Genomic DNA, 22,406 nt, shown 5'->3' on the forward strand with positions numbered 1-22,406 from the left:
GATCGTGAGCCAGACACCGCCGACGGTGAAGTGTCTCGTCTGGGACCTGGACAACACCCTGTGGAAGGGCACGCTGCTGGAGGACGGCGTGGTGACCCTGGCGGACGAGGTGCGGGAGACCATCGTCGCCCTGGACGCCCGGGGGATCCTGCAGTCGGTGGCGAGCCGCAACGACCACGAGCACGCGTGGGCCCGGCTGGTGGAACTCGGCGTCGCCGAGTACTTCGTGGTCCCGCAGATCGGTTGGGGGCGCAAGCCCGACTCGATCCGGGCGATCGCCGACGAGTTGCAGTTCGCCCTGGACACGATCGCCTTCATCGACGACCAGCCGACGGAGCTGGCCGAGATCGACCACCAACTGCCCGAGGTGCGGTGCTATCGGGCCGACCAGGTCGCGGAGCTGACCGGCCGGCCCGAGTTCAGCCCCGCGGCGGTCACGGTGGACTCCCGCCGGCGCCGGCAGATGTACCAGGCGAAGTTCCGCCGCGACACCGCGCGGGAAGGCTTCCAGGGGCCGGACGAGGACTTTCTGCGCAGCCTCGAGCTGGAGATGGTCATCGACCGGGCCCGGGACGAGGACATCTCCCGGCTGGAAGAGCTGACGTTGCGCACCAGCCAGATGAACGCCACCGGCGTGCACTACTCCGACGCCACCCTGCGTGGTCTCATCGACGATCCGGACCACGAGGTGCTGGTGGTCAGCATGACCGACAGGTTCGGCCCGCACGGCGCGGTCGGCGTGGTGCTGCTGGCCCGGCTTGCCGGGGTGTGGCACCTGAAGCTGCTCGCCACCTCCTGCCGGGTCGTGTCCTTCGGCGCCGGCGCGATCATCCTGCGTTGGCTGGGTGACCAGGCCGCGCGGGCCGGCGTGCACCTCGTCGCGAACTTCCGGCCCACGAACCGCAACCGGATCATGGAGATCGCCTACCGGTTCGCCGGGTTCACCGACGACGGGTGCGAGTGCCTGGCCGAGGTGAACCGCTCGACCGAGGACGAGGTGCAGCGGCTGCACCTGCGTCCCGAGCGCACCTGCGGGCCGACCTCGCTGCGGTTGCGCGCCCCGGCGCTGTCCGACTCCGACACCCGGCTGCGGACCTGGTCGGAGGTGGTGCCGGCATGACCGCCGAGACCCTCTACGAGTTGTTCGCCGCCTCCGTCGCCCGCGACCCGGACGCCGTCGCGGTGGAGGTCGAGGACGGCGAGCTCACGTACGCGGAGCTGCACCGCTGCGCTCTCGGGCTGGCCGAGCAGATCGTCGCCCGGCACGGCCGCGTGCCGCAGCGGGTGGCGCTGCTCGCCCAGCGAAGCGTCACCGCCTTCGCCGGCTACCTCGCCGCGCAGCGCCTCGGCGCGGCGGTGACACCCCTCAACCCGGGCTACCCGGTGCTGCGCAACCGCCGGGTGTGCGAGCTCGCCCGCGCGGACGTGCTCATCGCCGACGAATCCGGCGCACCGCAGCTCGACGGTGGTCTCGGTGACGCCGCCCCGACGGTGCTCGCGCTCGACGACGACCGGGTGCGCGCGTCCGCCGGCGTCGGCGCCGCTCTCGCCGACCACCGGGGGGGACCGGACGACGTGGCGTACGTCCTGTTCACCTCCGGGTCGACCGGGCGGCCCAAAGGGGTGCCGATTGCGCAGCGCGCCGCGCTGGCGTACGTCCGGCACAACGTCGACCGCTTCGCGGTCGGTCCCGGGGCGAGGGTGTCGCACACCTTCGATCTCACCTTCGACCCCTCGGTGTTCGATCTCTTCGTGACCTGGGCCGGTGGCGCGACCCTGGCCGTCCCACGGCGCACGGAACTGCTCAGCCCCGTGGACTACCTGCGGGACCGGCGGATCACGCACTGGTTCTCCGTGCCGTCGGTGGTCTCGGTCGGCGAGGAACTGGGCACCCTGCCCGTCGGGCAGGTCACCGACCTGCGGTACAGCATCTTCATCGGTGAGCCGCTCACCTACCGGCAGGCCGAGCGGTGGCAGGAGATCGCCCCGGGGGCCGTGATCACCAACGTCTACGGTCCGACCGAGCTGACCGTGGCCTGCACCGAGTTCCGCCTGGACCTCGACCCGCTGCGGTGGCCGGTGACCTCCAACGACACCGTGCCGATCGGCCCGGTCTACGACTTCCTCGATCACGTGATCGTCGGCGCCGACGGCCTCGCCTCCGACGAGGGTGAGCTGTGTGTGCGCGGGGTGCAGCGGTTCGCCGGTTACCTGGACCCCGACGACGACATCGGCAGGTTCCTGGCGTTCGGTCCGGACGGCGCCGAACCTTACGATGGCGGTGCCCTCACCGATGAGTACTACTACCGAACCGGTGACCGGGTCCGGATCGAGGACGGTCATCTCGTCCACCTCGGCCGGTTGGACAACCAGGTGAAGGTTCGCGGGTACCGGATCGAACTCGGTGAGGTCGAGGCGGCGCTGCGCCGACACGACGCCGTGACCCAGGCCGTCGTCGTCGCGGTCAATCGGACAGGAGAAACGGAATTGATCGGCTTCTACACCGGAGAAGAGGTGCCGCAGTTACGTCGGTGGCTGCGCCGCCAGGTGCCGCTGCACATGGTGCCGCGGGCGCTGCACCGGTTGCCCGCCATGCCGTTGAACGCCAACGGCAAGATCGACCGGGGTGCGCTGCGGGATTCGGTGGCGGAACTGGCCACGGCGGGCCCGGCGTGACGGCGGTTGCCCGGCTGCGTGCGGCCACGGCGGAACTCGTCCCACCCGCCGGCGTCGTGCGGGTGGTGTCGCTGAGCAACCTGGCCAAGACCGCCGCGCACGGCATCATCATGTCGGTCAGCGTGCTGTACTTCACCACGTCGATCGGCATCTCCGCCACCAAGGTCGGGCTGGCGCTGACCATCGGCGCGGCGGTCGGCATGCTGGTCGCGGTGCCGGCCGGTCACGCGGCCGACATCTTCGGGCCGCGCAACGCCACCGTGCTCGCCATGCTGGCCCTCGGGCTGGTGACCTGTGGATACGCCTTCGCCACCAGCTTCTGGTGGCTGACCGCCGTGGCCTGCCTGGTGCTGGCCGGTGAGTCCGCCACCGACGCGTCCCGGGGGGCGCTGGTCGCCGGCGTGGTGCCGCCGGAGGAACGGGTCCGCGCCTGGTCGTACTTCCGGGCCGTGGCCAACCTGGGCATCAGCCTGGGCGCGGTGATCGGTGGGATCGGGCTCTACCTCGACTCCCAGGCGGGCTACCGCATGCTGCTGCTCCTCGCGGGTCTGCTCTTCGCGGTCGCCGGCCTGGCCTACCTGCGGGTGCCGACCGTGCCGCCGACCCGCGACACCGAGGCGCGGTCCAGCCTCGTCGTGCTGCGGGACAAGCCCTACGGGGCGTTCGTCCTGCTCAACGCGCTGCTGGTGATGAACGGGCCGCTGTTGACGGTGGCGCTGCCCATCTGGATCGCGCAACGCACCGAGGCCCCCACCGCCCTCTACCCCGCCATCCTCGTGATCAACACGATCTGCGTGGTGCTGCTCCAGGTCCGGGTCAGTCGAGGGGCGGAGCGCCTGGACGGTGGCGCCCGGGCCTGGCGGCGGGCCGGCCTGGTGCTCGCCGCCTGCTGCGTGCTCTTCGCCCTCGCCGGTGGCCTGCCCACCTGGGCCGCGGTGGCAGCCCTGCTGGCCGGCGCCCTCGTGCACGTGCTCGGCGAGATGCTGCACAGCTCGGGAGCCTGGTCGTTGGCGTACGGGCTGGCTCCGGAGGGCAGCCACGGCCAGTACCAGGGGTTGTTCGGCATGTCGACGCAACTCGGCTCCACCATCACCCCGTTCGCCGCGACGGTGCTCATCATCGGCCTCGGCTGGTCCGGTTGGCTGATCTTCGGCGCGGTGATGTGCGCCGCCGGCCTGCTCGCTCCCGCCGTGGTGCGTGCGGCGCGACACGACGCGAACCGTAGCGGCGTGGCCGCGGCGCAGGAGCAGCCGAGCGTGCCCGAGCCCGAGCCGGCCGGCGATTCCCTCTCGTCCGACAGGAGCTGACCCGAATGGACTTCAGCCTCTTCTACTTCGCCAACGACAGCCGGGCCGGGCAGAACGACCGGTACCGCGTCCTGCTGGAGGGCGCCCGGTTCGCCGACGCCAACGACTTCGCCGCGGTCTGGACGCCCGAACGCCACTTCCACCCGTTCGGCGGCCTGTACCCGAACCCCGCGGTCACCAGCGCGGCGGTCGCGGCGGTGACCAGCCGGGTGGCGATCCGCGCGGGCAGCGTCGTCGCGCCGCTGCACCACCCGCTGCGCATCGCCGAGGAGTGGGCCATGGTGGACAACCTCTCCAACGGGCGGGTGGGCGTCTCCCTCGCCTCGGGTTGGCACGCGGCCGACTTCGTGCTCCGCCCGGAGACGTACGCCGACCGTCGCACCCTGCTGGCGGAGTACGCCGAGCAGATCCGGGCGCTGTGGCGAGGTGAGTCGATCACCGCAACCGACGGGGTGGGGGAGAGCCGGCAGGTGCGCGTCTTCCCGCCGCCGGTGCAGGCCGAACTGCCGATCTGGCTGACCAGCGGTGGTGCCGTGGAGACCTTCCGCACCGCCGGTCAGCTCGGTGCCGGGCTGCTGACCCACCTGCTCGGCCAGGACCTCGACGACCTGGCCGGAAAGATCGCCGTGTACCGCGAGGCGGTCGCCGCCCGGCCCGGCGACTGGCCCGGCCACGTGGCCCTGATGGTGCACACCCACCTGGGCGACGACGAGGAGCGGACGCGAGACCTGGTCCGCCCCGCGCTGAGCGAATACATCCGCAGTTCACTGCACTTGATCCTCGGGTCCCGGATGGACGGGAAACGCCGGATCGATCCGGCCAAGCTGCCCCCGGCCGAGCTGGACTTCCTGGTCGAGCGGTCGTTCCAGCGGTACTTCGACGAGGGGGGCCTGCTGGGCACCGTCGAGAAGGCGTCCGGCGTGGCAGCCCGGCTGCGTGACCTCGGAGTCGACGAGCTGGCCTGTCTGATCGACTTCGGGCTGCCGGACAAGACGGTGTTGGCCGGGCTGGACCAGCTCAACGAGCTTCGGCTGCGGTTCGCCTCCGACGCCAGCTGACCGGCAGATGAACGCCCGGGGTCGACCGAAGGCCGAGCTGGTCCTCTCCGAGTGTGAGCGCCGCACGCTCGAGGAGTGGGCGGGGCGGACGGACGCGGAGCGCCAGGCCCTGCGCGCCCGGATCGTGCTGGCCAGCGCCGAGGGCCTGTCCAACCAGGATGTCGCCAGGAAGCTGGAGGTGGGGCCGCACACGACGGGCAAGTGGCGGTCCCGTTTCGTCGACCAGCGGCTCGCCGGTCTGCTCGACGTGCCACGACCGGGAGCCGGCCGACGGATCACCGCCGCGCAGATCGACGCGGTGCTGGCCCGCACGCTCCAGACGGCGCCGCCGGCCGGGGCCGAGCTCTGGTCGACCCGGGCGATGGCGGCGGTCGCGGGGCTCAACCAGACCGCCGTCTCCCGGCTCTGGCGGGCGGCGGGCCTGCGGCCGCACGTGGTGGCCACCTGGCGGCTCTTCCAGGATCCCCGCTTCGCGGCGGCGGTCCGCTCGGTCGCCGGGCTACGGATCGCCTCTGGCGACCGGATCCTGGCGCTGGCGGCGGAGCGAGGCCAGCCGGGGTCGGCCCCCGGCCGCCGGGCCCACACCACCCGGGCCGCGGGCGAGCCCCGGGCCGAGTACGACCCCGGGCGCCAGTTCCTGCTCCACGTGCTCCGCGCCGCTGCCCTGCCGACCCCCGGCACGAGTCCCGGCACCAGCCCCGGAAAGGTCGTCGACTTCTTCGACGCGCTCGATGCGCGCGTGCCGCCGGAGTGGGACGTGCACGTCGCCTGCGCCGGGGAGAGCGCCCGCGAGCAGCCGGTCGTCCGCTCCTGGTTGCGCGCCCACCGTCGCTTCCACCTGCATCCGGTGCCGGCGGCGGGCAGCTGGCAGCGACTGCTGGAACGGTGGGCGGGGCGGCTCGAACAACCACGTGACCTGACCGGGCTGGCGACCGTGGTCGGCGCCTGGTCCGGCGAGCCGCTCGTCTGGTTCCCGTCCTCGTCGGGCGCGGTCAGGACCGGGCAGCCGGTGACGGCGGGGCAGCGCTGAGCCGGCTCAGCGGCGGCGCAGCGCGGTCACCCCCCAGGAGAAGCCCATCCCGCTGCTCGCCACCAGCACCACGTCACCCGATGCGAGCCGCCCCTCGTCCAGGAGTTGCCCGAGGGCGATGAAAGGGTCCGAGCCGCCCATGTGCCCGTAGCGGTGGTAGTTGAACACCGAGCGTTGCGCGGGCACGCCCAGTGCTCCGAGGACCCGTTCGTGCATGTTCCGGTCACCCTGGTTGATGAGGAAGTAGCGGACGTCCGCCGGGGCCAGTTCCAGGGTCGACAGCGTGTCGTTGGTCAGCTCCACGAAGTTGCGCAGGTACGCGTCGCCGAGCCCCTTGCGGTGCCCGCGCCGGCGCATGACGATGCGGTCGTCCTCGATGTCTCCCGAGTAGTAGTCGGCCCATCCCGGCTCCGTGCGCATCTGCGAGTGCAGCAGTTCGAGCGGCCCGTCGGCGCCGATGAGGACGGCGGCGGGCGCGTCGCCGAAGTTGAACAGCACCTTCGACTCGGGATCGTGGTAGTCGACCAGTTGGCTCAGCCGATCCCCGATGAGGACCAGCGCATATCGGGCTCGCCCGAGAGTGATCTTGTCGGCCGCGAGCTGGACCGCCGTCATCGCGGCGTTGCAGAAGTTGGACACCTCGAAGCAGTGCGCCCGTTCGATTCCCAGCTCGGCGGCGACCTTCGCCGCCGGTGACCAGAACGGCCGGTCCCACTCGCCGGAGCCGGCGTAGAGCACCAGGTCGATGGCGTCCGGCGGGACGTCGCTGCGCTTGAGCACCGTGCCGGCGGCCTCGGCCGCGAGCTCCCAGGCGGCCTCGTGCTCGTCCAGCACGGGGAACTGCTCGGCATGGGTGATCTCCAGGATCTCGGCCAGGGCCAACCCGGACGCCCGCTGCATGTCCCGTACGTCCGCGCGCCCCGTGGGGAGCCGAACCTCGAAGTCGACGATTGCCGCCACACCACACTCCTCCCGCTCATCCCGCCTGACGGGTGGGCCCTTCGGCGAGGGTCCGGATGATCGCGCTCAGGTCCTCGTCGCCCAGGCCGGCGTCGCGCGCCTCGGCCAGCGCCCGCCGGGCCGCCGTGATCACACCGTCGGGGCGGGCACCGGACTCCACGGCCAGGCGCAGATCCTTCTCGGCGAGCCCCAACGCGAAGAGCGTCGGCTGCTGCGCGGCGCCCACCCGGGGACGCATCACCCCGATCAGCGGGGCCAGCGTGGTGCGGGTGAGCGCGTCGAAGGCGGCCTCCCGGGCGATGCCCAGCCGGGCGGCCAACCCCAGGGCCTCACCGAGGAGCACGGCCGAGTTGATGGTGGCCACGTTGACCACGAGCTTGACGGCGGCACCGTCGCCGAGGGCGCCGACGTGCTCGACGTTGCCCAGCACGGAGAGCACCGGCATGCAGTGGGCCACGTCCTGCGCCGACCCGCCGGCGAAGACGTGCAACGCGCCGCTTTCCGCCTGCGGCACGCTGCCCAGCACCGGCGCGTCGATCAGCGTCACCTCTGCGGGCAGCCGCTTGCGCAGCTCGGCCACCGTCTCCGGCCCGATGGTGGACATCTCGACCAGGGTGCTGCCCGGCTCGAGGGTGAGCCCGTCGAGGAGGCCGAGCACCGCATCGGGGTCGCTGAGCATCGTGATCACGAGCTGTCGGCCGGCGATCGCTTCCTGGGCGCTGGCGGCACCGTGGGCGCCAGCGGCGACGGCCTCCTGCGCCCGCTCGGCGGTCCGGTTCCAGACGGCGATGTCGTGGCCCGCGCGGGCCAGCCGGATCGCCATGGGCAGGCCCATCCGACCGAGCCCGAGGAATGCGATTCGCAGCTGCATTCCGGAAGTGTAACCGTCGCCGCGAAGGGGAGACAACGCCGCATTTATTGCAACTACTTGTGACTCACCAACCCGACAGGGAATGGCGTTCACCACTGGTTGTGGTAGCGTCCCCGGAGCCCGTATGTTGACGAAGGCGTTTCCCCGGATCATGGTGCGAGGTAGCAGCAAATGCAGATGAGACTGGTGAACCCGACGGGGGCGCCCGCGCCGGCGGGGCCCTACTCCCAGGTCGCCGAGGTGCGCCTCGGCGAGGTCACCCTGCTCGTTCTGTCCGGTCAGGTCGCGCTCGACGACGACAACCGGGAGATCATCGGCGTGGGCGACATGACGGCGCAGGCCGAGCGCACCCTGGAGATCATCGGGCAGTTGTTGGCCGCGCACGGCGCGACCTTCGCCGACGTGATCAACATTCGGACCTACCTCACCGACATGGCCCACCGCGCCGACTACGCGGCGGTGCGCGGGAAGTACTTCACCGGTGACCTGCCGACCAGCACGACGGTCGAGGTGTCGAAGCTGTTCCGGGACGAGGCGTTGATCGAGATCGAGGTCACCGCCGTCGTCGGCACCAACTGAGCGGCGGGGTTTCGGATGCGCGTGGATCGCACCGCCGGCCCGGAGTTCCAGCGCGTCGTCGCCCGCCTCCGAGTGCCGGAGATGGGCACCGACGTGGTCGCTCCCCTGCTGGTCAACCTGATTCACCTACTGCGGCCGAGCCGGGTGCTCGAGGTGGGGATGGGCTACACCACCCCGTTCCTCGTCGCGGCGCTCGCCGACGTACGGGAGCAGGCCGCCGCCGAGGCCCGCGCGCTGGCGGCGAAGACCGAGCGGCACCTCGCCGGTGGTCTGCGCGACGAATGGCTCAACGAGGAGCCGGCGCTCGCGGCGCCGGCCTTCCACCTCCGTCCGTACGATCCCCGCCTGGTCGCGGTCGACGACCTGTCCAACGAGTTCTCCTCGGCCCCCCAGGTGCTCGAGGTGCTTCGGGAGCTGGCCGTCGAGGAGCTGGTCACCGTGGTCAACTCCGACGTGCGGCAGTGCGCGGAGAAGCTCCCGGCCGGATACGACGTCATCGACTTCGCCTGGGTCGACGCCTGGGAGTGCCTCTATTTCTTCGAGCATTTCTGGGAGCGCATCGACCCTGACGGCGGGGTGCTGTTGATGCATTACCTCATGACCTACCCCGAAGGGGAAGCAATTCTGCGCTACCTGCGCCAGTTCCAGCAGGCGAATCCGGGTGAACTGGAAATCGTCAACCTGCTGGAATCGCACAAGCTGACGCAGAACAGCATCACGATGCTCCGGCGGACGAGCGGTGCCCGCCGCCGCGACTACGGCACCACCGGCGGCACCGTGAAGTATTCGGCGGCGTTGCGGGAGGACGCCGAGAAACAGGCCCGGCTCCACTGACCGACGTCACAGCCGGTCGCCCCGCCCCTCCGCGCGCAGCGCCTCCGGGGAGTGCAGGCGCAGCATGGTGCCGGCGACGTCGGCGGGGAGCCGGCGGCGGGACACCACCGACACCGCGACCATCACGGTGAAGGCCAGCGGGACCGTCCAGGCGGCCGGCTGAGTGGTCAGCGTGGCCGGCCAACCGGTCAGCGGCGGGCCCAGCACCGTCACCAGCACCGCCCCGATCGCCGCGCCGCCACCGACCAGCACCCCGGCGGCGGCACCCACGTCGGTCAGGCCCCGCCACCAGATGCCCAGCACCAGCAGCGGGCAGAAGCTCGACGCGGCCACCGCGAAGGCCAGCCCGACCACCTGCGAGACGTCCATCCCCGAGACGTTCAGCGCGAGCACCGTCGGCACGCCCCCCGCGACCACCGTGGCCAGCCGGAAGTTGCGCACCGAGCCGCGTCCCAGCACGTCCGTGGAGATCACCCCGGCGACGCTGGTCAGCAGCCCGGAGGAGGTGGAGAGGAACGCGGCGAACGCCCCGGCGGCCACCAGCGCGGCCAGCAGCCGGCCGGTCGTGCCGGCGCCGAGCGCCGCGCCGGGCAGCAACACCACCACCGCGTCGGTCTGGCCGGTGACCAGCAGTTGCGGGGTGTAGATCCGGCCCAGCACGCCGTACAGGGTGGGCAGCAGGTAGAAGACCCCCACCAGGGCCAGCACCACCAGGGTGGTGCGCCGGGCCGCCGCCCCGTCCGGGTTGGTGTAGAACCGCACCAGCACGTGCGGCAACCCCATGGTGCCCAGGAACGTGGCCAGGATCAGCGAGTACGTGGCGAAGAGGCCCCGCTCGCCGTCGCCGGCGGTGTCCGGCAGCAGCCACTCCGCGGCGTCGGTGACCGCATCGGAGACCTGCGGCACCGGGTCACCGGCCGCGAAGTGCAGCCGGTCGCCGGGGCGTACCTCGCGGGTGTCGCCGGCCGCGAACGTCAGCGTCGCGCGGTCCTCGACCACGACGGTGGTCGCGGTCCGGAACGCCGGCCCGTCGGGCGGGGTCACCGCCGGGCGGCCGTCGGCCTGCCACTGCAACGCCAGGAAGATCACCGGTACGGCGAGCGCGGTCAGCTTCAACCAGTACTGGAACGCCTGGACGAAGGTGATCGCCCGCATCCCGCCCAGCGCCACGTTCGCCGTGACCACCACGGCCACCAGCAGCGCACCGACCGGGTACGCCGCCCCGGTCAGCGTGGCCAGGGTCAGCCCCGCCCCCTGCAACTGCGGCACCAGGTACAGCCAACCGATGAAGATCACGAAGACGGTGGCCAGGGTGCGCAACCGGCGCGAGCCGAGCCGCAGCTCGCAGAAGTCCGGCAGGGTGAACGCGCCGGAGCGGCGCAGCGGCGCGGCCACGAAGAGCAGCAGCGCCAGGTAGCCGGCGGCGAAACCGACCGGGTACCAGAGCACGTCCACGCCGTACTTCAGGATCAGCCCGGCCACGCCCAGGAAGCTGGCGGCCGAGAGGTACTCCCCGCCGATCGCCGCGGCGTTCCAGGTCGGGCTGACCGAGCGGGAGGCGACCAGGAAGTCGGAGGTGGTCCGGGCCAGCCGCAGCCCGTAGAAGCCGATCCCGACGGTGACCAGGGTGACCGCGACGATCGCCGGGACGACGTACCCGTTGCCCACCTCAGCGCTCCGGCCGCTGGACCAGGTCGGTGAAGTCCTGCTCGTTGCGCTCCGCCAACCGCACGTACGCCCACCCGACGGCGATCAGGAACGGGAACGACGCGACCCCCAGCAGCAACCAGGGCAGGTTGACCCCGAACACGGTGACCCGACCGACCGCCGGGGCGACGGCGAAGAGCCACGGCAGGCCGCCCAGGCCGATCAGCACCACCAGGCTCAGCCGCAGCGCCAACGCCAACTGCGCGCGCACCAGCCCACGCACCAGCGCCTCGCCCACCCGGGTCTGCTGGGTCAGCTCGGACCGGGCCCGGTGCGCGTCCGGCTCCCGCCGGGACACCTCGGCCAGCACCACCCGCGTCCGCCCGGCCGCCCCCGGCGTCCCGTCCGCCATCCCGGCCGCCCCCGGCGTTCCATCCGCCACCCGGGCAGTCTCGCCGGATCGCAAGGAATGTCAAGGGCGGCCGTCGCGGGCCCGCCCGCGCTGGACGGTTCGTCCGCGCTACCAGGACAGCAGGCTCGGGCACGATCCGACATCGGCGCCGATCGGGCTCTCGCGGAGCCGGTCGCGGGCCGCCGCCCGACCCAGGTTGGTCGCGAAGAAGCCCTCGTCCGGCAGCTCCTCGGCGATGAGTCGCAGCGCGCAGGTGCGCTGCGGCTCGGGCAGCCGGTCCAGCGCCGGCACCGCGTCGGCGGAGAGCCGGGCGAGGTACACCAGGTCGATCATCCCGGTCTGCCGGTACCGGTCGACGTTGCGCTCGGCGATCAGCCCGTCCGGGTTCACCGCCGCGAGCCCGAGCAGCGCGAGCGCCGCCGTCCCCACCACCAGCCGGGGCAGCCAGGCCGCCCGCAGCCGCACCGCGGCGACCCCGACCAGCACGAACAGCACCCCCAGCCAGAGCTCCACGGTGGCCACCACCAGCCGAAGCCGGGTCGCCCCGTACGCGTCGGCGTAGACCTGCATCCGGTACAGCGCCGAGGCGACGACGACCAGGCTGAGCGCGGTGAGCGTGCCGAGCAGGACCCGCACGAGCAGCCGGTCGACGCGGGTGCTCCGGGGTGCCCAGCGGGCCGCGCCGGCGATCACCAGCAGGGTCAGCGCGGAGACCGCGAGGAGCTGCCAGAACCCACCCCGGGCGTACCCGGCGTAACTCAGGCCGGCGGTGCGCAGCACGTGCTTCGAGCCACCGAAGAGCACGGTCAGCTGCACCAGCACGAACGCGGCGAAGAGCGCGTCGAGCAGGGCCAGCGGCACCGCCCACTCACCCCGGCGCACCTTCCGCGCCGGTGCGGCCCGCAGCCCGTCCAGCTCGGCGGGCGCCACCAGCAGGTACGCCCCGCCCAGCAGACCGCCGCCGATCAGCGCGAAGCGCAGCAGCCAGGCGACCGTGGCTCCCAACGACACCTCCGGTACCAGGTTGCCGATCAGGTCGGCGAAGATCGCGTCGGCCGACGAGAAGAGCAGGCCGAAGACGAACAGCAGCCCCACCGTGGCGGCGACGGTGGCGAGGCTCCGCCCGATCGTCGTCCCGCCGGGGCCGGAGCGGGGCACCCCGCGCGCCGCCCACGGCAGCGCCCGGAACGGGGCCACCGGCGTCAGCACGGTCGTCGCGAGCATGCCGAGCGGCGTACGCCCGCCGGCCACGGCGAGCGCCGCGGTGACCACGGCGGCGAGCAGACAGAGTACGAAGAGCCAGCCGGCCGCTCGGACGTACCCGACCGAGACGAGGGCGATGGTGAGGGCGGCCCAGACCACGCGTTCCGCCCCGCGACCCTCCGCCGGTCCCGCCCCCGCCCCCGCCTGCGCCGCTGCTGTCTGTGCCGCTGCTGTCTGTGCCGCTGCTGTCTGCGCCGCTGCTTCCGGTGCCGCCCCTTCCACAGCCGGTGTCTTCGGCATTGGTGCCGCCGTCCGGCCCGGCGCCCCCGTGGCGTCGGGCCGGACGGCGGGCGCGGTGGGACCGGCGGGCGCCCCGGCCCGCACGGGAGCGGCAGGCGCGGGCCTGCGTCCCACCGCCACCGCCACCGCCGAGACGAGCGCGGCGGTGGCCGCGAGCACCGCCACCAGCCAGCCGAGGCCGGGCCGGTCGACGGGTACGACGGATGCCCCGATCACGGCGGCGACGGCCACCGCCCCCAGCACCACGGGAGGGGCGGCCCCGGCCGGCCCTGGCCAACGCCGCGCCCACTGCGACGGCGGCACCCCAGCCCCGGACCCCGATGCCACCCGCCCGCCCCCACCCGCCACCCGCCCGCCCCCACCCGCCACCCGCCCGCCCCCACCCGCTGCCCGCCCGCCCCCACCCGCTGCGTCGATCATGGACCTGTGGTGGTTCCCATATGCTGACTTATCGCTATTGTCGGGCACCACGACTCCTTGATCGACGCGCGGGTGGGGTGGGGGTGGGGTGGGGGTGGGGTGGGGTGGGGTGGTTAGGGGGTGGGGTGGGGGAGGGTTACGTGGATTCGGCAGCCTGGGGGGTGGGTGGGGGCGGCATCGGGACTCGGGGGTAGGACGGCGATGGTGCCGCCGTGCAGTTCCACCACCCAGCGGGCGATGGCCAGGCCCAGGCCCGTGCCGCCGCCGCCCGAGCGGTCGCCTCGGGTGAAGCGCTCGAACACCCGGGCCCGCTCGGCGTCCGGGATGCCCTCCCCCTCGTCGCTGACCTCGAAGTGCAGCTCGCCGTCGCGTTCCTCGGCGGCGACCAGCACGGTGCCGCCGGTGGGGCTGTGCCGGGCGGCGTTGTCCAGCAGGTTGGCGAAGACCTGGTGCAGCCGCCCGGGGTCGGCGTACCCGGTCAGGGGCTCGGTGGGGAGGCGGAGCCGGAACCGGACGTCGCGCCCGACCCCGGCGGCGGTCGCCGCCGCGTGCTCCACCGCCTCGTCGAGGAAGTCAGCGAGGTCGATGCGTACCCGGCGCAGCGGCACCACCCCGGCGTCCAGCCGGGACAGGTCGAGCAGGTCGGTGACGAGGTGACCGAGCCGTTCGGTCTGCGCCAGCGCGGTACGCAGCGCGGCCGGCTCGGTGGGGGAGACCCCGTCGACCAGGTTCTCCAGCACGCCCCGCAGGGCGGTGATCGGCGTACGCAGCTCGTGCGAGACGTTCGCGATCAGCTCGCGTCGGCGCTGGTCGGCCGCGGCGAGGTCGGCAGCCATCTTGTTGAACGCCTGGGCCAGCTCGCCCACCTCGTCGCGGGAGGTGGCGCGGACCCGTCGGGAGTAGTCGCCGCGGGCCATCGCCCCGGCCGCTGCCCTCATCTCGCGCAGCGGCGAGGTCATCCCGTGCGCGAGCACCTGCGAGGTGAGCAGGGCCAGGCCGATCGCCGTCGCCGAGGTCATCGGGGGCAGCCAGCCGATGGCGTACCAGAAGTACGACAGGCCGGCCGCGCCCGAGGTGACCAGCAGGACGCCCAGCTTCACCTTGATCGAGCGGACCGGGTCGAGTGGGCGGGGCAGCACCCGGTTCAGCCAGGTCAGCAGGCGGTCGGTCACGGCTGCGCCTCCAGCGCGTACCCGACGCCGTGCACGGTGCGGATCAGGCCGGCGCCGAGCTTGCGGCGCAGCGCCTTGACGTGGCTGTCGACCGTGCGGGTGCCGGAGCCGTCGGCCCAGCCCCAGACGTCGGCCAGCAGCCGCTCCCGGGGCAGCACCGTGCGCGGCCGGCCGGCCAGGTGCACCAGCAGGTCGAACTCGGTGGGGGTCAGGTGCACCTCGACGCCGCCCCGCCACACCCGGCGTTCGGCCTGGCTGATCTCGACGTCGCCAATGGAGAGCGCGGCCGGCCCGCCGGCTGCCGCCCGCTCCACCCGACGCAGCAGCACGTGCACCCGGGCGGCCAACTCCCGCATCGAGAACGGCTTGGTGAGGTAGTCGTCCGCGCCGACGGCCAGCCCGACCAGCAGGTCGGTCTCGTCGTCGCGGGCGGTGAGCATGAGGACCGGGACCGGCCGGTCGGCCTGGATGCGCCGGCACACCTCCAGGCCGTCGAACCCGGGCAACATCACGTCGAGTACGACGAGGTCGGGCTGCCAGTCCCGGAACCGGGTCACCGCGCCGGGCCCGTCCCCGGCGAGCTGAACGGCGAAGCCCTCGGCGCGCAGCCGGACGGCGACCGACTCGGCGATCGTCGGATCGTCCTCGACCACCAGCACCCTGCGCTCCCTCATGGCAGGGACTGTAGGCAGCGCCAGTGGAGAACGGTGGGGCGGCTTGTGAACAACCTGTGGAGAACTCTCCACACCTGTGGATAACCCAGTGGACAACCCAAACCGAGCCCGCCCACCCACCCGGACCCACCCGGACCCACCTGGGTCTCGTTGATCAAGAGGTTTGCGTCAATTTCGATCTCCTCGATGACGCAAACCTCTTGATCAACCCGGTTCAGGCGGGGTGGGGTGGGGTGGGGTGGGGTGGGGTGGGGTGGGGCAGTTAGGCCAGGCCGACCCGGTCCGGGCGGGCGGAGGCGGAGCCGAGCCAGGTGTGCGGGTTGCCGTGCCAGCACCAGCCGAGCTTGGGGGCGCCCTGGCTGATCCAGAGCGCGGGCACCCGGCGGTCGCCGCAGCGCGACCCGACCAGCGAGAAGCACCTGTTCGGCGCGAGCGCCGCCGGGAAGTGGGTGAGGAACGCGATGCCCTCGTCGATGCTGATCGGCAGCCGGCCGGTGGTCGCCATCGCCTCGACGGCGGCGGCGGGCGTCACGTTGCGGAATTCCTCCCCCCGGTCGACGTCGAAGAGCAGGTACGCCGGCCCGGCCGGCACCGCCAGTTCCTTGATCGGCTCGAACGTGGGCACGTCGGCGGGGGGAAAGTTCTCCGCGACGAAGCCGGGCTTGCGCCGGCCGGCGAGGGTGAGCAACGCGAGGCGCTCCGGCACGGGGATCAGGTCGTCGGTTACCACCAGCAGGAAGGGCACCCGGGCCTCGGTGGGCGGGGGCAGCTCGGTCGCCCCGGCGACGGCGGCGGCCCGCAGGGGCGCGACCAGCTCGGCGAACCCGTCGACGGTCAGCCCGGCCAGGGCCGGGTAGCCGAGGCGAACGAGCGTGTCGACCTGCCGGTCGAACTCCGCCCCGGCGTCGACGCGGCCACCGGTGGCAGCCTCCGGCCCGGCGTCGAGGCGGTCGGCGGCGACGGGCTCCGGTCCGGCGGCGGAGCTCGCCGGGCTGGGGGCGGGGGTGTGGTGCGAGTCGGTGGTGCGGTGGTCCATGACGGTCACGGCGGCCTCCCGAGAAGTCGTGACCTCTACCGTACAACGTACGACACCGTTCGGAGGGCCCCGACCGCCGAGCCTCCGAGGCCCATCGCCGCCAGCGCTGAGGACCGTCGGGTCAGCGGTTCCAGTCCTGCTTGGCGGCGCGTACCAGCTTGTCCTTGAGCTCTCGGGTGTGGCGCCGGCTGACCGGCAGCTCCGCGTCGTCGACGACCACGACGTACCCGGAGTTGACCAGGCGCAGCTCGGCGATCAGCTTCAACTGGACCAGGTACGAGCGGTGGATGCGCACGAAACCGGCGTCGGCCCAGCGCTCGGCGAGGGTGGCCAGCGACACCCGGACCAGGTGCGAGCCGTCGGCGGTGTGCAGCCGGGCGTAGTCGCCCTGCGCCTCCACCCAACGCACCGCCGAGCGGGGCAGCATCCGGGTGGTGCCGGCCAGCTCGATCGGGATGGTCGGGTCCTCCTCCGCCCTGACCAGGGCCGCCGGGGGCGTCGGGACCACCCGCGCGCCCACCACCCGGCGCAGCGACTCGGCCAGCCGCTCGGCCCGCACCGGCTTGCGCACGTAGTCCGTCGCGCCCAGGTCGAAGGCGTCCGCCGCGCCGTCGTCGTACGCGGTGACGAAGACGATCGCCGGGGGCCGGGCGAAGCGGCGCAGCACCCGCGCCAGCTCCATGCCGTCCAGGCCGGGCATCCGGATGTCCAGGAAGACCACGTCCACGTCGCCGTCGCGGAGCAGCCGCAGCGCCTCGGTGGCGTCGCCCGCCGTGTGCAGCCGGGCCACCCGGGGGTCGGCCCGCAGGTGGTACGCCAACTCGTCCAGCGCCGGGGGCTCGTCGTCGACCGCCAGCACCCGCAGGAACGCCCCGCCGGTCGTGGTTCGCTCGGTCACGAGTCGGCCCGTACGCCGGGGTGGAACTTCGGCACCCGCAGGCTCACCTTCGTACCCGAGCCGAGGCCGGTCTCGACGACCAGGCCGAAGCGGTCCCCGAACGCCGAGCGGAGTCGCTCGTCGACGTTGGAGAGGCCGACGTGCTGGCCCGGGTCGTCGCCGGGGTCGCTGCCCGCGCCGGCCAGCTCGGCGATCCCGGCGGTCAGCGTGGTCGGGTCCATGCCCACTCCGTCGTCCTCCACGGTGATGTGGCACTCGGCACCCGCGTCCCGGGCCTCGATGCTCACCATGCCGGTGCCGGGCTTGCGGGACAACCCGTGCCGGACGGCGTTCTCCACCAACGGTTGCAGGCAGAGGAACGGCAGGGTCACCGGCAGCACCTCCGGGGCGATCTGCAACCGCACCTGGAGCCGGTCGCCGAACCGGGCACGTTCGATGGTCAGGTAGTGGTCGATGGAGCGCAGCTCCTCGGCCAGGGTGGTGAACTCGCCGTGCGCCCGGAACGAATACCGGGTGAACTCGGCGAACTCCAGGATCAGCTCGCGGGCCCGCTCCGGGTCGGTGCGGACGAACGAGCCGATCGCGGTCAGCGCGTTGTAGACGAAGTGCGGGCTGATCTGGGCGCGCAGCGCCCGCACCTCGGCGCGGGCCAGCCGCTCCCGGGAGGCGTCCAGCTCGGCCAGGGCGAGCTGGTTGCCGGCCCAGTGCGCGGTCTCCAGGGTGGCCTGCACCAGGCCGGGGGCGGGCGGGGCGTCGGCGACCGCGACCAGCGCGCCGACCACCCGGCCGTCGGCGCGCAGCGGGGCGACCACCGCCCCCCGTACCGGGCAGTCGACCCGGTCGCAGTGCAGCTCCGACTCCCCCAGCACCGTGGACCGCCCGGTGTCGGCGACCCGCCGGGCCGCCGCGACCAGCTGGTCGCCGTGGTGGGTGCCGCGCCCGTCGAGGGCGAGCAGGGTGTCCCGGTCCGTCAGGGCCAGCCCGGCCGCCCCCACCAGCGCCCGCAGATGGCGTACGGCCTTCGCCGCGCCCGCCGCGCTCAGGCCCCCGCGCAGCGGCTCGGCGGCCTGCCCGGCGGTGTGCAGCACCGCGTAGGTGGCCCGCTGGGTGGCGGTGGCGATGCCCCGTCGGGCGCGCAGCCGGACGACCGCGTACAGCGCCGCGGCCAACGCGGTGCCGAGCGAGACCACGCCGACGACGGCGGAGACGTTGCCAGCCACCCCGAGATCCTGACCGCTGGCGGAGCGCAGCGCCAGTGGTGCCGGGTGCCTTTAGTAGGCGCCCTTGCGGGCCAGCACCACGCCCACGGTGCGCCACAGGATGCTCAGGTCGTACGCCAGCGACCAGTTGTCGACGTAGTAGAGGTCCAGCCGGACCGCCTCGTCCCAGGAGAGGTCGGAGCGGCCGGAGACCTGCCACAGCCCGGTGATGCCGGGCCGCACCAGCAGCCGGCGGCGCACGTCGCCGAGGAAGTCGCCGTCGTCGGCGGGGAGCGGACGCGGCCCCACCAGCGACATCTCGCCCCAGAGCACGTTGATCAACTGGGGCAGCTCGTCGAGCGACGTGGCGCGCAGCAGGCGGCCCACCGGGAAGACCCGAGGGTCCTGCTTCATCTTGAACAGCATGCCGTCGGTCTCGTTCTGGTCGACCAGGCCGGCGAGGCGGTCCTCGGCGTCGACGTACATGGTGCGGAACTTCCACACCCGGAACGTGCGCCCCTCGTGACCGACGCGGGGCTGGCGGAAGAAGACCGGGCCGGGGTCGGAGAGCCGGATCGCCGCGCCGATGCCCAGGAAGACCGGGACGAGCAGCAGCAGCCCGACGCCCGCGGCGACCCGGTCCATCAGGTTCTTGATCAGCAACGCCGGGCCCGACAGCGTCGGCTCCTCGACGTGCAGCAGCGGCAGCCCCTCGATCGGGCGGATGTGCACGCGGGGGCCGGCGATGTCGGTGAGCTGCGGGGCGACCACCAGGTCGACGCCGGAGCCCTCCAACTGCCAGGCCAGCCGGCGCAGCTCGCCCGGCTCGGCGCTGGCCGAGCCGCAGACCGCGATCGTGTCGCCGCCGACCTCCCGGACCAGGGCGAGCACGTCCCGGCCCGCGTACACCGGGACGGGGGTCTGGATGCCCCGGGCGGCGGCGTACCCGTCGGTGATGTGGATGGCCACCGGCACCAGCCCGGCGCCCGGGTTGCGGGTGACCGCCGTGTAGACCTCCAGGCACTCCGGCAGGGTGCCGATCAGCACCATCCGGTGCCCGGCGTGGCCGGCCCGGCGGCGGATGGCGTGCAGCGCCGACCGGGCCACGATGCGGCCGAACAGGATCAGCACCAGCGCCCCGAGCAGGGCGAAGCCGACGGTGAACCGCGACAGGTCGGTCTTGGTGGCGAAGGCGACGAACGAGACGGTGGCGGCCACCGTCACCCCGGCCCGGATGACCCGCTTGAACTCGTCCGGGCCGAGCCCGAGGTAGCGCCGGTCGTAGGCCCGGTTGCCCCACAGGATGATCAACCAGCCCAGCGGCAGCAGCACGAACGCCACCGTGTAGAACCAGGTCGGGTCCTCCTGGGCCTTGTAGAAGCCCGCGCGGGCCTGACCGAACGCCTCCTGGGCGATCCAGTCCGCGAGCACCACGGCCGCGAAGTCGAGCAGGAGCAGCACGGCAGTGTACGGCCGGTGCCAGCGCGACACCCGCCGACGGGCTCGCGCCCACGCCGACCGGGGCACCCCGTTGTGCGACGGTGGTGTCGGCGGCTGGATCTCGAAGCTGTCGACGTGCCGCACGTTATTGCTCCGGTATGTGTTGGTTACCGGGCGCTGGAGGCTTGTCGTCACCTCACCCATGTCCTCCCGCATGACGCGTGCCGCTCACTCGCAGTGAGGGCCCGGGTCGCCCACCGTTCAGTTTCCCACGCGGGGCCCGCACCGGACGCCGACCCGGGGGACATTGCGCCTGGTGTGCCGCTTGGGATCCGGCCGGCTCCACCTCAGGACCTCAGGTGCGTAAGCCGGGGACCGGGCCACTATACCGATGGATGCTGACCCCGCCAGAGGCGCGGACCGGGATGATCGGCGCTCACGCGGCCATTCCGTTCCGTAGTGACCGAATCTCGTCACTCAGCGTACGATCCGCGACAACCGACGGTCAGCCAGCGGCTTGCCGCCGGTCTGGCAGCCCGGACAATACTGCAGGCTGGAATCGGCGAACGAGACCTCCCGCACCGTGTCGCCGCAGGCCGGGCAGGGCAGCCCCGTCCGGGCGTGCACGTTCAGCCCGGAGCGCTTCTCGCCCTTCAACTCCGCCGCCTTGTGTCCCACCGATCGGGACACGGCGTCACCCAGCACCCGCCGGGTCGCCTCGTGCAGCGCGGCCACCTGGTCGTCGGTCAGCCGGTCGGTGAGCGCGAACGGCGACAGCCGCGCCGCGTGCAGGATCTCGTCCGAGTAGGCGTTGCCCACCCCGGCCAGCACCGACTGGTCGGTCAGCACCCCCTTGACCTGCCCCCGGCGGCTGCGCAGCCGCTCGGCGAAGGTGGGCAGGTCGGCGGCGAGCGCGTCCGGGCCGAGCTTCGCCACGCCGGGCACCGCCGCCGGGTCGCCCACCAGGTAGGCGGCCAACTTCTTCTGGGTGCCCGCCTCGGTCAGGTCGAAGCCGGAGCCGTCGTCGAGGCGTACCCGCAGCGCGATCGGCCCCTTGCCGGGGCGCAGCGGCGTGGCGTTCGGGAACGACTCGCGGTAGTGCAGCCAGCCCGCGCGGGCCAGGTGCACCACCAGGTGCAGCTCGCCTCGGTCCGTTTCGTCGCATCGGTCTGGTTCGTCGCCTTCGTCCGGGCCGTCGCCGAAGACCACGTCGAGGAACTTGCCGTGCCGCCGGGCGTCGACCACCGCGCGGCCCGCCACGGCCGACGGCGACGGGTCGTACGTCTTCAGGGCGTTGATCGAGGCGACCTCGACCCGGTCGACACGCCGCGCGACGGCGCGCTGCCGCAGGTAACCGGCGAGCGCTTCCACCTCGGGAAGTTCGGGCACCCGTCAACGGTAGCCTTCTTCGCTGTGAGAGTCGTGGTGGCGCACAACAGGTACCGGGAAGCCCAACCGTCCGGCGAGAACACGATCGTCGACGCGGAGATCGCCCAGCTCGCGGCGGCCGGGGTCGAGGTGCTGCCGTTCCTGCGCAGCTCCGACGAGATCCCGGCGATGCCGAAGTCGGCGAAGGCGCTGCTGCCGATCTCCCCGATCTACGCGCCCCGCGCGCAGCAGGAGCTGAGCAAGCTGCTCACCGAGCACCGGCCGGACGTGCTGCACCTGCACAACCCGTACCCCCTGCTCTCGCCCTGGGTGGTGCGGACCGCGCACAAGCACGGGGTGCCGGTGGTGCAGACGGTGCACAACTACCGGCAGGTCTGCTCCTCCGGGCTGTACTTCCGCGACGGCATGATCTGCCAGGACTGCCGCGGCCGGGCGCTGGGCGTGCCGGCGATCGTGCACCGCTGCTACCGGGGGTCGCGGGCGCAGAGCGCGCTGATGGCCACCACGCTGGCCGTGCACCGGGGCACCTGGAAGTCGGTGGACCGCTTCGTCGCGCTCACCAGCGCCGTCGCCGACCACCTGCGCGACTACGGCGTCCCCGCCGAACGGATCGTGGTCAAGCCCAACGGCATCCCCGACCCGGGCGCGCCCGCCCCGCTCGGCGACGGCTTCCTCTACATGGCCCGGCTCTCCCCCGAGAAGGGCCTCGGCCTGCTGCTGGACGCCTGGCGGCAGCACCCCGACGGGGCGCTCGGCCCGCTGCGCATCGCCGGCGACGGCGAGCTGCGCCCGCTGGCCGAGGCCGCCGCCGCCGAGCGCGCCGACGTGCACTACCTCGGCCCGCTGGACCGCGCCGGGGTACGCGCCGCGATCGAGGCCAGCGCCGTGATCATCGCCGCCTCCACCTGGCACGACGTGCTCCCCACGGTGATCATCGAGGCGCTGGCCAGCGGCCGGCCGGTGCTCGGCACCGCCCTCGGCGGCATCCCGTACCTGCTCGGCGCCGACACCCCGCGCGAACCCGCCGGCACCGGCCCGGCCGCCGTCGCCACCGCCGCCCCCGGCGAGGGGCGCGTCGCGCTGCCCGCCGGGGTGCAGGCGGGCGAGGCCGGCTGGGTGGTCGCCCCGGAGCCGGCCGCGATGGCCGCCGCGCTGCCGGTGGCGCGGGCGGGCGCGGCGTGGGTGGCCCCGGCGGCCCGGGCGCGCTACGAGCGCACCTTCCACCCCGACGTGGTCACCAAGCAACTGATCGACGTGTACGCCTCGCTGGCCTGACCGCCCACCCCGCTGGCCTCTCGTCC

The 22,406-nt window shown here is 73.1% G+C and carries 20 protein-coding genes; 8 read left to right on the top strand and 12 right to left on the bottom strand.

Annotated features, from left to right (window positions below):
* The first annotated feature begins 4 nt into the window (after positions 1-4).
* Genes ACLQ2V_RS16150 through ACLQ2V_RS16170 form a run of 5 tightly spaced genes read left to right on the top strand, consistent with a single transcriptional unit; the run spans position 5 to position 6,071 of the window.
* Positions 5-1,120 carry an HAD-IIIC family phosphatase gene (locus tag ACLQ2V_RS16150; RefSeq protein WP_425719298.1) on the top strand — a complete coding sequence of 372 codons (1,116 nt, stop codon included), beginning with the start codon at positions 5-7 and terminating at the stop codon, positions 1,118-1,120.
* Positions 1,117-2,676, top strand: coding sequence for an AMP-binding protein (locus tag ACLQ2V_RS16155; RefSeq protein ID WP_425719299.1), 1,560 nt, complete (start codon positions 1,117-1,119; stop codon positions 2,674-2,676). The genes ACLQ2V_RS16150 and ACLQ2V_RS16155 overlap by 4 nt, the downstream gene beginning before the upstream one ends.
* Positions 2,673-3,983: an MFS transporter gene (locus tag ACLQ2V_RS16160; RefSeq protein WP_425719300.1), complete on the top strand. Its 1,311-nt coding sequence runs from the start codon at positions 2,673-2,675 to the stop codon at positions 3,981-3,983. The genes ACLQ2V_RS16155 and ACLQ2V_RS16160 overlap by 4 nt, the downstream gene beginning before the upstream one ends.
* A 5-nt stretch (positions 3,984-3,988) precedes the next feature.
* Positions 3,989-5,041 carry a MupA/Atu3671 family FMN-dependent luciferase-like monooxygenase gene (locus tag ACLQ2V_RS16165; RefSeq protein WP_425719301.1) on the top strand — a complete coding sequence of 351 codons (1,053 nt, stop codon included), beginning with the start codon at positions 3,989-3,991 and terminating at the stop codon, positions 5,039-5,041.
* Positions 5,042-5,048: 7 nt separating this feature from the next.
* Positions 5,049-6,071 carry a helix-turn-helix domain-containing protein gene (locus ACLQ2V_RS16170; RefSeq protein WP_425719302.1) on the top strand — a complete coding sequence of 341 codons (1,023 nt, stop codon included), beginning with the start codon at positions 5,049-5,051 and terminating at the stop codon, positions 6,069-6,071.
* 6 nt (positions 6,072-6,077) lie between these two features.
* Here ACLQ2V_RS16170 and ACLQ2V_RS16175 read toward each other — a convergent pair whose 3' ends face one another.
* Both ACLQ2V_RS16175 and ACLQ2V_RS16180 read right to left on the bottom strand, forming a co-directional pair.
* Positions 6,078-7,031, bottom strand: coding sequence for a 3-oxoacyl-ACP synthase III family protein (locus tag ACLQ2V_RS16175; protein WP_425719303.1), 954 nt, complete (start codon positions 7,029-7,031; stop codon positions 6,078-6,080).
* A gap of 16 nt (positions 7,032-7,047) precedes the next feature.
* On the bottom strand, positions 7,048-7,902 hold the full coding sequence (locus ACLQ2V_RS16180) for an NAD(P)-dependent oxidoreductase (RefSeq protein ID WP_425719304.1): 855 nt from the start codon (positions 7,900-7,902) through the stop codon (positions 7,048-7,050).
* A 177-nt stretch (positions 7,903-8,079) separates the two neighbouring features.
* On the opposite strand from ACLQ2V_RS16180, the gene ACLQ2V_RS16185 reads away from it, so the two are divergent.
* Together ACLQ2V_RS16185 and ACLQ2V_RS16190 are read left to right on the top strand one after the other, a co-directional pair.
* Positions 8,080-8,481 (top strand): RidA family protein, encoded by a 402-nt coding sequence (locus ACLQ2V_RS16185; protein ID WP_425719305.1) that lies wholly within the window; start codon positions 8,080-8,082, stop codon positions 8,479-8,481.
* Between the two features lie 15 nt (positions 8,482-8,496).
* Entirely contained in the window at positions 8,497-9,315 is an 819-nt protein-coding gene (locus ACLQ2V_RS16190; RefSeq protein ID WP_425719306.1) for a class I SAM-dependent methyltransferase, read from the top strand.
* Positions 9,316-9,321: 6 nt separating this feature from the next.
* On the opposite strand, the gene ACLQ2V_RS16195 is transcribed toward ACLQ2V_RS16190, so the two are convergent.
* The 10 genes from ACLQ2V_RS16195 to ACLQ2V_RS16240 all read right to left on the bottom strand — a co-directional run bounded on the left by ACLQ2V_RS16195 (position 9,322) and on the right by ACLQ2V_RS16240 (position 21,105).
* Entirely contained in the window at positions 9,322-10,983 is a 1,662-nt protein-coding gene (locus tag ACLQ2V_RS16195; RefSeq protein WP_425719307.1) for a sodium:solute symporter family transporter, read from the bottom strand.
* A 1-nt stretch (position 10,984) separates the two neighbouring features.
* Complete coding sequence (locus ACLQ2V_RS16200; RefSeq protein WP_425719466.1) at positions 10,985-11,374, bottom strand: hypothetical protein; 390 nt, start codon at positions 11,372-11,374, stop codon at positions 10,985-10,987.
* A gap of 108 nt (positions 11,375-11,482) precedes the next feature.
* On the bottom strand, positions 11,483-12,736 hold the full coding sequence (locus ACLQ2V_RS16205; protein WP_425719308.1) for a DUF4153 domain-containing protein: 1,254 nt from the start codon (positions 12,734-12,736) through the stop codon (positions 11,483-11,485).
* Between the two features lie 674 nt (positions 12,737-13,410).
* Positions 13,411-14,469, bottom strand: a complete 1,059-nt coding sequence (locus ACLQ2V_RS16210) for a HAMP domain-containing sensor histidine kinase (RefSeq protein ID WP_425719309.1) — start codon at positions 14,467-14,469, stop codon at positions 13,411-13,413.
* Positions 14,466-15,143, bottom strand: a complete 678-nt coding sequence (locus ACLQ2V_RS16215) for a response regulator transcription factor (protein WP_425719310.1) — start codon at positions 15,141-15,143, stop codon at positions 14,466-14,468. Before ACLQ2V_RS16215 ends, ACLQ2V_RS16210 begins: the two co-directional genes overlap by 4 nt.
* Positions 15,144-15,405: 262 nt before the next feature.
* On the bottom strand, positions 15,406-16,179 hold the full coding sequence (locus tag ACLQ2V_RS16220; RefSeq protein ID WP_425719467.1) for a DUF5701 family protein: 774 nt from the start codon (positions 16,177-16,179) through the stop codon (positions 15,406-15,408).
* A 121-nt stretch (positions 16,180-16,300) separates the two neighbouring features.
* The gene (locus tag ACLQ2V_RS16225; protein ID WP_425719311.1) at positions 16,301-17,077 is read right to left on the bottom strand and encodes a LytR/AlgR family response regulator transcription factor; all 777 of its coding nucleotides are present in this window, start codon (positions 17,075-17,077) and stop codon (positions 16,301-16,303) included.
* Entirely contained in the window at positions 17,074-18,297 is a 1,224-nt protein-coding gene (locus ACLQ2V_RS16230; protein WP_425719312.1) for a sensor histidine kinase, read from the bottom strand. Before ACLQ2V_RS16230 ends, ACLQ2V_RS16225 begins: the two co-directional genes overlap by 4 nt.
* A gap of 51 nt (positions 18,298-18,348) precedes the next feature.
* Positions 18,349-19,920, bottom strand: coding sequence for a sugar transferase (locus ACLQ2V_RS16235; RefSeq protein ID WP_425719468.1), 1,572 nt, complete (start codon positions 19,918-19,920; stop codon positions 18,349-18,351).
* A gap of 273 nt (positions 19,921-20,193) precedes the next feature.
* On the bottom strand, positions 20,194-21,105 hold the full coding sequence (locus tag ACLQ2V_RS16240) for an Fpg/Nei family DNA glycosylase (RefSeq protein WP_425719313.1): 912 nt from the start codon (positions 21,103-21,105) through the stop codon (positions 20,194-20,196).
* 24 nt (positions 21,106-21,129) lie between these two features.
* Here ACLQ2V_RS16240 and ACLQ2V_RS16245 point away from each other — a divergent pair, with 24 nt between their 5' ends.
* Positions 21,130-22,380 (top strand): glycosyltransferase, encoded by a 1,251-nt coding sequence (locus tag ACLQ2V_RS16245; protein ID WP_425719314.1) that lies wholly within the window; start codon positions 21,130-21,132, stop codon positions 22,378-22,380.
* Positions 22,381-22,406: the final 26 nt, after the last annotated feature.

The sequence above is a fragment of the Micromonospora sp. DT233 genome (assembly GCF_049841815.1).
Taxonomy (GTDB): domain Bacteria; phylum Actinomycetota; class Actinomycetes; order Mycobacteriales; family Micromonosporaceae; genus Micromonospora.